This window comes from Vibrio sp. FE10, assembly GCF_030297155.1.
Taxonomy (GTDB): Bacteria; Pseudomonadota; Gammaproteobacteria; order Enterobacterales; family Vibrionaceae; genus Vibrio; species Vibrio apostichopi.
Window position 1 is genome coordinate 2,079,904 of the sequence record NZ_AP028068.1, and the last position, 13,439, is coordinate 2,093,342.

Consider the following 13,439-nt stretch of genomic DNA (forward strand, 5'->3'; position numbering starts at 1 on the left):
GACTCCTTATTTACTCGCCTTATCCACCAGCATCTTCACATTACTTCTCAGCAAAACGCGCTTGGCGCGGATCAAGTTCATGACCAAGAGGTTGTGTAAGTGAATGATAAAGCTCTGGCTTACGACCACGAATCCAACGTCTTCCCGTACACATATCTAACTCTGCTGCTTTTAGCTCTGCAATCACCATGTCGTTATCTACGCTGTCCGTCTCGGTGATGATTTCCCCATAAGGGCTCAAGATCATCGCATTGCCTGTTCTGACTTCATCCATATCAACGCCGACACCATTACTAAACACCACAAACATGCCATTGTCGTGCGCTCTTGCAGGCAGCCAACGCATTAACCACTCTCGACCATTCTTACCCTGCATTTCAGCACGAATTGCTTCCGGGTTTTCATCTCGCTTAAACCATAACTCTGGGTCAATTCGCTTCATCGCGTTCGGGCTGCGTGATTGGCAACCGCCTGTCTGATGTGGGGCAATCAATATATCAGCCCCTTTCAAAGCAGTGATTCGTACGTTCTCGACCAAGTTGTTATCCCAACAAATCAAGATACCGACTTTGCAGCCATGCGGCGTATCGAACACCGTGTATTGGTCTCCACTGATCATGTGTGGGCTAACGAAGGTGTGCAGTTTTCGATGTTTCTGTACTTCTCCATTGGGCATAGCAAATACGTAGGTGTTGTATAACTCGCCATCAGTACCCTGCTCTATCAAGCCCGCGCCAACACTCATTCCAAATTGTGTTGCTAGCGAAACAAGCTTTTGAGTCGATTCACCGCTTGGTACAGGTTCGGCTAATGCTTCAATTTCATCGCGAGACAAAGCAGACACATGCCAATAACCGGTGATGCACATCTCTGGGAAGCTGATGATCTCTACGCCACTGTCCGCGGCTTGTTGAACGTATTGCTCAATCACCGATAAGTTATACGCCTGTCACCTGCATGGTGGTTAAATTGAACCGACGCTATTTTGATGTCTCTTTTCATGATTCGTCCTCAAGTTTCGCTTTATCTGATTTGGTATAAACTCAGTATAAAAAATCGATTCAATTCCATATAATGAAAGATATTCTTAGTACAATGAGCATTTGGAATGGAATTTGATTTACTGAAGGCATTCTGCCAGTTGGCTAAATCGGGCAATTACCGTTTGGCGTCAGAACAGCTATACATTACTCAATCAGCCCTCACTAAAAAGATTCAACGACTTGAATCCAACATTGGGGCGTCTCTGTTTTCTCGTGGTAGGAATGGCGCAGAGCTCACGCACGCAGGCAAAACGTTACTAGCAGAAGCCCAACGTTTAGTTCATTCAATGCAGGCGTTTGAACAACTGTCAGGCTCTGTGGTGAACGGAACTCAGGGACATTTGAACATTGGTTTTGGTGTGTCTACTTATCATGAAGCGCCTAAGCTTATTGCAGCTTATAAACAGCAATATCCAGACGTTCACATCACCTTGAATGACACGCCCTCAAAGCAGCAAACAGACGAGCTATTGATCTATGAACTCGATATCAGCTTCAATAGGCTACCCTACTCTTCCGATTTAGAGAGCCTAACGCTTTTCAACGATTCCCTTGTGATTGCGATACACAAAGATCTTCTCAAACAAGCGCCAAGCAAAAATCACGTCGTCTCTGAGTTAGCGAAATGGCCTTATCTAAAGCTCGCCCAACACCGTGGCCCCGGATTAGACAGACAGATTCAACAATATTGTCTTGCCAATAAGATCGACTTATCAAAGACACAAGAAGCCGACGATATTCTTACCTTGCTGGCGTTGGTTTCTGCCAATATCGGTTTCACCATTGTACCTAGCAGTGCGCAGTTCATTAGTAACACCGATGTGGAATTCATTGCGCTACAAGGTGAACACGCCACTTGGCCTGTCGGATTAATATGGAATGGAAATAGCGAAAATACACTCCGGGATAGATTTGTAGCGTTTGTTGCTGATCAAGCCAAGCAAACAGAAAGCCAAAGAGGCTAATAGACCAGTAGATCAAAAGTTAGGGCAGCAGTTCGTTGAATTAGAAAAGATAACCGAATTAGAACAAAAAAGGCTCTTGATGATTATGCGAATCGCACACCAGCCAAGAGCCTAAGATTGTTGCTCACATTCAGTGAATGTTACTCGTTACTTAATCGGCAACGCAATAACACTGCCTTCAGAACCCTCACCAATACCAACCGTGAACGGGAACGCGACATAGTGGAAACGTGTTGTTGTTTCGCCATCGTGAATCGCGATGTTCATGTCATAAGTGCCGCCAATTTCCATGATTTTGTCATCTTCTGGGTGGCCAGTGTTCAACTTACGCTTGAAGATAACCGTGTATTTTCCGTCTTCCCATGAAGAGAATACTTGGTTGTTATCCCCCGCAGAACCTGCGCCTTCTCGGTTTAATCGACCTTGAAGATATTGGCCTTCTTCAATTTTACTCGCGTCGTAAGGCATCACGTTAACGCCTTCAACCATTGCTATCTTCTTGTTGAGATCGTTGAAGTCTTCTTTATTCAGCGCGTAGAAACCGGTTACCGACTTATCGTACATGTACTTAGGTAGGCCTGTTTTCCTATCGAAGTTCCAAGTAAACACTGTGGTGCCTTTATCGTTCAAACGATACTCAAAGACATAACCATCATCAGCACTATTGGTCGGTGCAGAGCGCGTCGAACGCCATTGCATCAAATCAACAAACTGCCCTTCCGCTTTCAGCTTATCGATTTCTTCTTGTGGCTTCACTTTGTCCCAGTTTACGCCGTAACGCTCAGTGCGAGACTCTGGAAGGTACTTACGAATATCTTTTTGATCTAAGCCAAACGCGCCAACTACATCCAATGCTTGAACATCTCTCGTAGTCGCTTGGCCGATATCACGCGCACCACGGTGGCACGACATCCAACACCCTTGTTCGCGGAACTGCAATACCGAGCCATCGTCAATCATCAGCGAAAAACGGTCTTCATAGATAGGTGTGTAAGGGTTCTTGCCTCGGTCACCGCCAATGATTGTCCATTTGCCGTCTTGGAAAAGAAGCGTGTCGTGTAAGCGCGCTGGGAAAGGCGATTCCGTTTCCCACGTTCCTTTTACGTAAAGGTGTTCATCATCGTGCGCAAATTGGAACTCGGCAGGAATTGACCCTTTTTTGTCTGGGAAGTTACCTAGCCTGTCGTCTTGCACCAACATTTCACCAAGACCTTCTTCTTCACCTTGGTGGCAGCTCGAACAGGTTTTGGTTTCAAAGCCTTTTTTGAGCGTGCCTTTATGCGCTGGCGAATTGATCCAATCGAAGGTCACTTTGCCTGGGAAAAACATGGTTTTCTCAACCACAGGAATGTCGCTCCAATCGACGTCTAATTCCGTGTCGTAAATACTCATGTTGTAGGCATTGGCACTCAAAGACAAACCACTTAGTGCAGCGAGTAAAACGCTATTTCTTACAGAGAACATCATCATATTATTTCTTCCCCATCATTCGGCTAAGGGTTTCATCTTTAAGGATAAAGTGGTGATAAAGCGCGGCACCAACGTGCATAGCGACCAACAGGTAACAGATGATTTCTAAGAAAGAGTGAAGACCAGAAGCAAAATCGATCAAACCTGAATTACGTTCTGCAAACCCAGGAATGGTGAATAAACCAAATACCACGGTATCTTTGGCTTTTGCCATCGCGATAAGCAAACCAGATAACGGCATCAAAATTAGAATGCCGTACAAGGCCAAATGAGCCATATGTGCCATGAACTTTTCGAACTTAGTGCCAAGCGCGTTCGGCTTTCCAGCCCAGTTCATCCAAACAATACGAGCCAAATACAGCACAATAACCAACATGCCCAAAGATTGGTGAACACCAAAAGCAAATGAATCAGGATCTGGCGCAAGCAGCATGATCAACAACGCACCGATAAAGGCAACGGCAGATATGATATGTATAAACTTACTGACAGGACTGAAATGCTCGGTAGGGACAAATACCTTCATAATTAATTCCTAAGTGTATCGTTAATAAAGAGAAAATTTTATTGATATGATTTTTATTATCTTCAGCAGCTAATACCACTAAAGTACTAACATTATATTTTCTACTCACACTCAGGACTTTTGATGACGGTCAATTTCCTTTCCGGACAGACTTTAATCGCCAACAAACCATTGAAATAGCTGAATATATTGAAGGGTATCTACAGATTAGAGTTATGTAAAAAAACAAGATAAATTTATTTATCAGATTTTAAAGTTACCGATAATTAAATTACAGAGAATGAAGAGGTTAGATATTAGCACCGTACCGAATATCATCTCATGATATGTTTTTGGGTATAGATTCAGCTAAGCACAGACGAATAAATCATCATTAGAAAGTGACTATTGAAGCCTAAGATATACTCTTTAAAACAACTGCCAAGTACACACGATTTCACCTTTAAACGACTCTGACACGCAGGATACAGATACAAAAAGGCTCACTAAATAGTGAGCCTTTTTGTATCTTCTGAACGTAAAACCAAGGTTTAACGTTGCTTAAGTTTTAGAAGAATTCGATCGAGTTACGGCCGCTTTTGTCGTCACGTTGTGGCTTAGGCGTATCCGCTTTCTTTTTCGGTTTGTTTTCTTTCTTCTTCTCTTTTTTCTCTTTCTTTGGTTCAGCCGTTGCGCTTAGCATTTCTGCTTTGCTTTTCTTAGATTCTTTCTTCTTAGAATCCTTTTTAGACTGACCTTTCTTCGCCTTGTTGTCTTTTTTAGGCGCGTCTTTCTTTTTCGGCTTTTCTGATTCTTCTTGTACCGGCTGATCACACACCACTACATAGTACTCTTGGTTGAATTCAAAGAAGTCGCCATCGTACATTTTACGACGTTTACGAGTTTCTAATTCACCATTTACCGCAACATAACCTTCAGAAATGATGTGCTTAGCTTCACCGCCACCACTCACTAGGTTAGCAATTTTAAACACTTTGTAGAGTTCGATTGGCTGAGACGATACATCAATACCAATTGCTTCGATCTCAATCTCTTCGCCTTCTTCGCCCAGCTCTTGGCCTTCGTAATCAGCGTCTTCGTAATGTTCTTGGTCCATGGTGACCTCTACCTAAATATGTACTTCTGAAATATTGGGCGCAGTGTAATCTTAAAACAAGTAAATGACCATGTTGAATTATGGCTCAAGCCTAGGAAACGACAACGCAAAGCACGCACCATCCATATAGCTTTCGCCAACTGTCACATGTGCTTGGTGTCGGTCACACACTTGTTTGACGATAGCTAATCCTAAGCCATGACCCGTTTTTCCCTTATTCCTAGCGGCATTAGCACTGTAAAAAGGATCAAACAGATAAGGCCAATGCTCCGTTTCAACGCCTTTCCCGTCATCATGAACTTCAATAACAAATTCATTGTCGGTATACCACAACTCAATAACGATCTTAGTATCAGCAAACTTAAAAGCATTCCTTACTATATTGTCCACCGCCCTATTGAATAACTTTAGATCGACATAAAAAGAGGCTGGGACTTTTAGTGGCACCTTGATGAGATCGAGTGTTGTCTCTTTCTCCCAAATGCTAAAACGCTCGTTTAACCATTCATTGGCATCAATAGGTTGCTTAAGCAATTCAAAGCCCCCTCTTTCCAATCGAGCGTAATACAATAGCTCATCAACCATGTCTTCCATTTCTTCCGTATCAGCAAGAATACGGGCTATCGCTTTAGATTGTTGCGGAGTTGGCGCTAAGTCACTCAACAACTCAGCCTGCCACTGAATTCGGAATATAGGCGTCCTTAGCTCGTGAGCAACAGCATTAGTCAAAGACTTATTACTATTGATTAAATCTCTTATCTTGTCCGCCATAACATTAAAGCTACGGTTTAACGTACCTAGTTTTATGCTATTTTTTTCGGACGCTCTTTCTAGTAGATCCCCATGAGAAAAAGCAACCGTCGCCATTTCAAGGTTATTTAATCGGCGCTTGATTCTCCAAACCAAAAACAAGCCGCTAAACGCAAAACCAGTTATGGCAAACACCCAAATAAGACGGTTTTCAAATTTGATTTGCTTCCTCAGATAAGAATCTTTGTTCTTAGATAACTCATATAACTCATCACTTCCAACCAACCTTAACCAAAGGAAGTATTCGTCATGGTAGTAAACATTTCGGCCTTGCTGCTGAAACGCTTTTCTCACTAGTTCTGGAGCATTATCAAAAGGTATGATTCGCAGGTTCTGCCGAGTCTTATCCGCATAATTTTTTAATAGATTCTGCGTTTCAAGCAAACCTTTTTCACGGTAAACCACATCAATCAATTCTTGATAGGCTTCTGCTTCATGGTCTCGTAATATGTATTCGTAGTCAGTGCTTAACTTGTAAACAATAAAAGCATAGGAATATATACTCACTAAGAAAATGACAGTCAGCCCCGCTAGGTATTCAAAATAGATACGTCGCATATTATTTATTCAGCTACCGTTACCAACGTTCGGGTACGAACAAGTAGCCTTTGCCTCTTACAGTGATGATCTTTTTAGGTGGGACAGTTATGTCATTAAGCTTTTTACGTAAGATTACGATTTTGTTGTCGATAAAGCGGTCAATGCCATCGTAATCAACACCTCTCAACTGTTGAGTCAAAAAGTTACGTGATAACACCTGTTCCGGCGAGGAAGCTAATAGCCAAAGCAGTTCAAATTCGCTCTCCGCTATGGATATATCTTTTCCAATATGCGTACAGGCTTTGGTTGTGCGGTTTAAATTTAACTTACCAAAAACCAGTTCATTCTTACTCACTTCAGCACTTATTGAACTGTCAGGAATACGACGCAAAAGCATCCTCACTCGAGCAAGTAAGACTCTTTGGCGAATTGGTTTGCTAATAAAGTCATCGGCACCAGTTTCTAACGCTGCAACATGGTCAAAATCATCATCACTAGCTGTAAGAATGAGTATCTTTCCCTTAAACTGACTCCGGACTTGCCTACAAATAGTTAGCCCATCAACTTCTGGCAACATAAGATCAAGTAGAACAATGTCGGGCTGAATATTTAAGATTTGTTCACTCGCTGATGCGCCATCAGAAATAGTGACTACATCAAAAGATTGGCTTTCAAAATATTCCTGTAACATCTCTCTTAAGATGGGATCGTCTTCTACGATCACTAGTTTCGGGTTGGTCATAAATCCTTCTCACCATTCCTATTGCTACCTTGCGAACCGCCCGCCTCTCTATTGCGAAATTCAGCACATTCTCTTACATAGCTTATATTTATAAAAATAACAAAAACATCTATATAACATATAAATAAAAGGTAATGCAGCTAAAAATAGACCATAAGCTCTTAATTTTAGACTCAAAAAAACCGGTTAACTTAATAAGGTAACCGGTTCAATTTATGGGTTTAATTAAACATTTGTTGTCTAGTCATCATAAACAGGGAACTGTTCAAATGCGCGACGATAATTCACGTACTCATTAGAGCTCCATAACCTCAATTCTTCTGGGTCATAGTTGTACACTTCTTTATGAGCCGCATTTGTGGAACTGGTGTTGTTATCCGCAATCTGATTACCAAAGATTTGTGCTAAATCGAATATACGTTCGTGCTCTTCATCTTCGAATTTACCAATCGAGCTATTTTGTACCGTCTGCAAACTGGATTGAGGGTTACACTTACGTTTCATGTGATCTTCGGTCGACTCGCCATCGACTTTAAATCGTAAACACTTCTGACCATCTTCATCATATTCTTCGAACTGATTATCAAACATAAAAAAGCGTGCGAAACCAGTGGTGTCACGAAGAGCAACGAGCGCCTCTTTATCACCGACAGCGATAATACGAGCTTCGTTGCGATCTCGCGTATTCTTAAACACAGACAGCGCGTTACGGACTCGGTAAGGCAAACCGTTTAATTTATCTACGCGAGCTTTCTGCTCTTCTGTATATAAGGCGCGTGAAGCTAAAGCATTTGCAAGTGTGTTACGTGAACTCAACGAGTAATTTGTCCCTTTCCAAGTAAAGTTAATCCCATCTTCGTCGGCATAACTACTATTTGCATAGTTGACATGGATAGAGTCGCTAAAACCAGATACTGAGTCACTCAAACCATATTCATTTGCACGGTTATACTTGTTTAGGTTAGCCAATAAGGTTCCAAAGTACGGCACCTTCGTATCTTGGCTAGCTCCCTCAGTCCAATACACAAATGCTTCATTACCACCCATTGAGAAATAGCGCTTCATTGGCCACAGGTATGAAGGTGTCGCCTCAATTGTTTCGGTAATGTCCTGTTTGTACTTTAGAACCGTTTCTACGTAATCCCCTTTCCCATCAACAAAAATAGCTTGGCGAGCTTCAGCTCTACCCGTTAAATCGGATAGATACGTATACAAGTGTGAAATTTTGTCTGACATATCAACCAACGCTAAGCTCGAATTCTCAGTTGACTTGAATGGTGTATCACGCCTAACTAACATCTGTGCTGCGAGTAGTTTGTCTGGCCATACGCCTAACAAATCAACAGAAGAAGACGATGTTTGATAAGGATTGTTCGCTTTTAAGCTCGCCCATACTTTTCCATCTCGAGTTTCAGAGCGAATGACGATCTCGTTAGCTTGACTTGCCAACATCTGAACTAACTCTTCATCAAAACAACTGGTTGGAACATCACGATTTTGCGACATACCGCCTTGGTAGGTTAACCAAAGGTCAGATAACTTAGCGAAACGATAGCGGTTAGGAACTCCAACAACACCACTCAATTCTTCTAATTCACAAACTTTATCTGGTGCTGTTAGCACTTCTAAAAAGAAGTCTGCTGCCAAATTTGCTGCATTGTAAGTATCACAAATAGGGCGAACACCCGCAGACAAGTTTTCTAATGGAATAGCGTTACCGCGAAAATCCACACAGTTGTTTCCGGCTATTTCTTCAAAAACCTGCCCTTTGTTATTCGTCGTATTTGCACCTAAGTAACGAGCAAACATGAAGTCAATTTCACCAACATTTTCAACGATATCGCGAATTTTTTGGAACTCACCCATTCGATATAAGAAGTAACTATATTGATGAAATTGTTCAAACCTCTCACGTCCGTTTCTTTGGTTAACCGTGTCGTAGCTATCTTTGTATCGCTGAATTCTAAACTCAGTGGCTTCTTGAAGGCTTGTACCTTCGTCAAAACGATCACATAACAAGTTAGTGGTCGTGTGTTCATCCGTACAATAGCGATAGCTCACTAACGAATCTGGAATACCATTTTGACCCGCGTTAGCTCTTAAGTGTGCAATAACACCCGTCGGATAAACCTTATAGTCATTAGATAACTGACGGTCATACTCAGCCAGTGAATAGACTTTGCGCTTTTGTGCCCCAGTGGCGTCTACTACTGCGACATCGTCTCCTTCGCTATTGGTGTTAACGATGAGTTCATTTGTTTCAACCTGACGAGCATAAGCGAAACGTAAAGCGGCCTTGTCATACTTACCGAACGTCAACAGTTCATCAAATATTGATGCACCGTAATCCATGATCGAACTGTACGCAGCTGGCTTATCAAGGTGCCCAATTTTGCTTTGTGCAAGCTCAGCCTCTGTATAAAAATGGCTTTCGTCCGTTGAACCCATAAAGTTATGACGTAAACCAAGGTTATGCCCAAGCTCATGAATCAATGTTGATTTAAACATATGCTTTGAAATCGCTTGGCTTGCTAGCTTCTGCTGATCAATCGTTAGCGCTTCCCACGTTTTCATTTTGCTTTGATCAGCATCGGCGAAGAAGTCACCTTGGATATAGTCTAAACCCTTCACTAAGCCCTTTGACTGGGTACTTAGCCACATCGCATCAACGCTATATACATTCTGCTCAGAGAATCGCTTCAACATATCTTGGCGTTTATAGAATGATTGCAAAGCGAGGTCTTGGTTGCTGGTATCGTATTTGAAATCCAAATCGGCTTCAGGCAATGAATCGACTAAATTATCTTTGCCCACCAAATTAATTTCGCGTTCACTCAACGCTGGAACATTGATCGACGGTCCTCGATCTTCCTCGAGCATTTTATTGAACAAATCGATTTCGGTTGGCTCAGAGCTTGATTTCGAAGCGTTGCTTTTTTCCGCCACAACCGCAGGTTGTACTTTTGCAATTTCTTGGCGGTTGTAACGCTTAGCGAGATCATTCCACGTATGGCGACTTGCGGAACGAATCACACCTAAATATTGGTTAACATGCGCGTGAATAATTTCACCCGTTAATGGGTTAGTGGCAGATGGGCCATAGCCAAGAAGTCCGTTGTCTACCGGATCCGCGATCAGGTTGAATACGTTGTAACGTAAGTCACCCGTTTTTACACCCGCTTTCTTGTCACTATTAACAATGTTAATGCGAGGAACACCTGTGCCTTCTAATGACTGATTTACCTCTTTCATGGTATCGAGCGTAAGTTGTAGGTACGCTTCATTGCCATCATCGAAGTAGCTGTCGCTTAAGTAGTAATCGATCGACTCTAAATTGGGATTGAATCGGTTAATATAAGAAAAACGAGAACCCTGTACGTTACTCTCACCAGTGTGAGTTTTTACTTCTTTGCTATCGTTGAAGAACCCAAAGTATGCGCTGTCTTGGCCTTGATAATAGATAGGTTCGTAATTTTCACTTGCTAACTTATCGAGCTTAACAAGAGAATAGAAAAAACGTGTTTTGAACGATAAGTCTTTAAGTTCACCACCAAACTGGTATTGATCTTCCGCTTCTGCAGTAAAGGTCCGTTCTACTTCAACGTTAATTACCCCACCCTCAGGGTCGTACTCGTATGAAATCAAACGAGGCTCTGCAGACTCAGTAACATTACTTGAGGTATACCAAGCTCTAATTGTGTCTTGAGATAGTGATTTAATCTCTTCATACTTAGGTACAAAGTGCGTCGCCTGACTCCAAGGCACGTCTTCATCGGCGTTAATTTCTTCTTTATTTGTACACTCACCGTAGCTATTTTCAGCACAACGATACTGGCGGAATTCTCCAGGAATTTTGAGTACAGGAGCACGGTTTATTTCCGTATCCCAACGACTTTCATCTGTCGCATTGACCTTATCGCGATCAACTTCTTCAACATAAATACCATTGGTTTCATCAAAACGAAGCGTTACTAACTTTGGATCGCCTTGGAAAAAGCCACGCTGAGTCATAGCATAGCGAGGAGCTTCACCAGTTGACGGCATGTACATCCAAAGTGATTCCGTATCTAAAGATTGAACAGAAATCTCTTCGGTTGGTTTTTCATAGGTGTCATAGGCACGATCTTCGGCCCCACACCCACTGAGGATTGCGGCCATACTTGCTGCGATAATTGCGTGTTTAAACATAATTTACCTATATACCGAATCAACTTGAAGATGCAGGCTTGAGAATCTGAAAATTATCATTAATTCGAGATGTCAAAGAGCCTGCGATCTCTGGAAGAGTCACTGCAAAAAATTGGTCTATTGCCTCCTTGAAGTCCCGTTTTCTTTTGAAGTAAACGTTGTTCCTCGACTTCTCATTCATTACTTTCCATAGCCGCTCTATTGGGTTGAGGTTTGGGCTGTAAGGTGGAAGATAATGCAGTTCAATATTCAGGACAAACGCCGCATCTTTGACTAAGTCACTGCGGTGATACCCCGCACCATCTAAGATGATATGAAGCTTATGGGTTAACGGATAACTCTCTCTTAACTTACAGAAAAAGCGAACAATCGTTTCACTGTTAATGTTCTCATAGTCGTGAACAATGGTTGCACCGATATCCGATAGGTTCAGTGCGCCAATAATGTTCAATCGGCTACGATTACCCGTTGTTTCAATCACTTTATCCTGACCAGTTCGTATCCAGCCACGAGATATTTTTGTTGATAGTGTTGGGTGAACTGCATCAATAAAGACTATCGATTCATCCTCGCCACAGCTTGCCTTTAGCGCTTCATAAGCCTCGATGAAAGCTTGTTGTTTTGCTTCATCAAATTTGTGTGGAACGCCTTTCGGCTGCTTGTAGCTAAAACCATTGTGGTGAAGCCATTTGTTCATACCAGAAACCGTGTAATCAAGTCCAAATGTCTCTTTAACGTAGGCGACAATTTGATGCGTGTGAGAATAGGTTTTCTCAGTCAAATGCTCGATTAGGTGCATGGTTTGAGTTGCAGAAAGCTTGCTTTGGCTTCCGCCATTTTCAGGCTTAAGTTTTTCAGAGAAAACATAATCACTGAGATGACGAGCAACAGTCGATTCGTGAATACGAAGAGCTTGTGAAATCATAGTCTGACTCCAGCCTTCAGAAGCCAGCAAAACAGCCTTAATACGGTCGCAGACCCGACTATCACGTTCAATGTCGTGCATTTGTTCGAGTTGTAGTTTCTGCTGAGGAGTCAGTGTAATTTTCATGGTTCGTAGCATGATCCTGATTTTAAAGAAAATCAAGCACCTTCAATGATCACGGGTATATTTATAATTATATTACATTTTTATTTCTAACTATCTAAATTCAATGCGAACGGAGCAGTATTAGAATTGATAGTTAATCACTGCGTAATAAGTTGTTTTCTTTAAATCGACTAAATCATTAAGAGGGTTTGAACCTCTTTCTGGATTGTAATAACTAATGCCATTCGTCAACCCAGCAGAAATAGAAATACTCTTAGTTATTTGGTAGCCCACCTCTTCCCCATGTAATAAAGTTGGGTCAAACGTGCTCCCGTTATAATCCCATGACTGTCTAGGCATTACGAAAATGTTAAAATAGAAGTCTTCTGCAAAAACATAATCAAGAGAAAATTGGCTACTCAATTGGTATTCAATAAGCTGATTACCACCGGCTGTTTTATATTCGTGAAAGTTTTTTCTAAGTAATAACGTATTACTTAATGAAAGTCCTTCAATCCAATTATCGAATGGAGCACTCCACCTGACTTTCAACCTAGTTCCTAACGTTAGATCGTTCCTCCTTGACCATTTGGACGTTGGCAATATTACTCTCACCTCACCACTCAGTGATGAACCATCAGTTGGTTTGAATAGTCCATTGCGCCCCCATGAGATAGACGTATCATTCCAGAACTGTCCTCTAGTCCCATATTCATCACCGTCGGACAAGTGGTAACCTGACGCCACAACCTGGAGTCGAGATTTGTCTGAAAACGAATATCGGACAACGCCAGTTGCAGAAGCCGAACGGTTTGCTAAAGACGCACTGTCTTCATATCCGTTTCGAGAATAGTCAGCACTAATGTATCCAGACCAAGGATTTTCATTATTTTTGGACTCCCACTCATCTTGCAAATTATTTGCTAGGGCGAGCGAAGGCGCCACCAGCATAAAAGCTGGCAACATAAGTAGTTTATTCATATTTTCCTTCTTGTATTACACTTCCGTATTATATCTAAATTTTCTTTT

At 42.0% G+C, this 13,439-nt stretch carries 9 protein-coding genes and 1 pseudogene; 1 reads left to right on the plus strand and 9 read right to left on the minus strand.

Translation table 11 applies throughout. From position 1 onward, the window contains the following. Positions 1 to 40 precede the first annotated feature (40 nt). A pseudogene (locus QUF19_RS25890) lies at positions 41 to 1,002 on the minus strand (nitrilase family protein). A gap of 106 nt (positions 1,003 to 1,108) precedes the next feature. On the opposite strand from QUF19_RS25890, the gene QUF19_RS25895 reads away from it, so the two are divergent. Further along, positions 1,109 to 2,008 (plus strand): LysR family transcriptional regulator, encoded by a 900-nt coding sequence (locus QUF19_RS25895; protein ID WP_286301296.1) that lies wholly within the window; start codon positions 1,109 to 1,111, stop codon positions 2,006 to 2,008. Between the two features lie 147 nt (positions 2,009 to 2,155). Here the strand turns inward: QUF19_RS25895 and QUF19_RS25900 are convergent, their stop codons facing one another. The 8 genes from QUF19_RS25900 to QUF19_RS25935 form a co-directional block, all read right to left on the minus strand. Next, positions 2,156 to 3,478, minus strand: a complete 1,323-nt coding sequence (locus tag QUF19_RS25900) for an ethylbenzene dehydrogenase-related protein (RefSeq protein ID WP_286301299.1) — start codon at positions 3,476 to 3,478, stop codon at positions 2,156 to 2,158. Position 3,479: 1 nt separating this feature from the next. Continuing rightward, on the minus strand, positions 3,480 to 4,004 hold the full coding sequence (locus tag QUF19_RS25905) for a cytochrome b (protein WP_286301301.1): 525 nt from the start codon (positions 4,002 to 4,004) through the stop codon (positions 3,480 to 3,482). A 547-nt stretch (positions 4,005 to 4,551) separates the two neighbouring features. Continuing rightward, positions 4,552 to 5,100 (minus strand): RNA-binding S4 domain-containing protein, encoded by a 549-nt coding sequence (locus QUF19_RS25910; RefSeq protein WP_286301303.1) that lies wholly within the window; start codon positions 5,098 to 5,100, stop codon positions 4,552 to 4,554. Between the two features lie 78 nt (positions 5,101 to 5,178). Beyond that, the gene (locus tag QUF19_RS25915) at positions 5,179 to 6,468 is read right to left on the minus strand and encodes an ATP-binding protein (RefSeq protein WP_353505930.1); all 1,290 of its coding nucleotides are present in this window, start codon (positions 6,466 to 6,468) and stop codon (positions 5,179 to 5,181) included. Between the two features lie 19 nt (positions 6,469 to 6,487). Next, positions 6,488 to 7,192 (minus strand): response regulator, encoded by a 705-nt coding sequence (locus tag QUF19_RS25920; protein WP_286301307.1) that lies wholly within the window; start codon positions 7,190 to 7,192, stop codon positions 6,488 to 6,490. Between the two features lie 240 nt (positions 7,193 to 7,432). Further along, positions 7,433 to 11,380 carry a zinc-dependent metalloprotease gene (locus QUF19_RS25925; RefSeq protein ID WP_286301310.1) on the minus strand — a complete coding sequence of 1,316 codons (3,948 nt, stop codon included), beginning with the start codon at positions 11,378 to 11,380 and terminating at the stop codon, positions 7,433 to 7,435. Positions 11,381 to 11,399: 19 nt separating this feature from the next. Continuing rightward, positions 11,400 to 12,431, minus strand: a complete 1,032-nt coding sequence (locus QUF19_RS25930) for an IS630 family transposase (RefSeq protein ID WP_270000015.1) — start codon at positions 12,429 to 12,431, stop codon at positions 11,400 to 11,402. A 120-nt stretch (positions 12,432 to 12,551) separates the two neighbouring features. Continuing rightward, entirely contained in the window at positions 12,552 to 13,391 is an 840-nt protein-coding gene (locus QUF19_RS25935; protein ID WP_017064734.1) for a hypothetical protein, read from the minus strand. Positions 13,392 to 13,439: the final 48 nt, after the last annotated feature.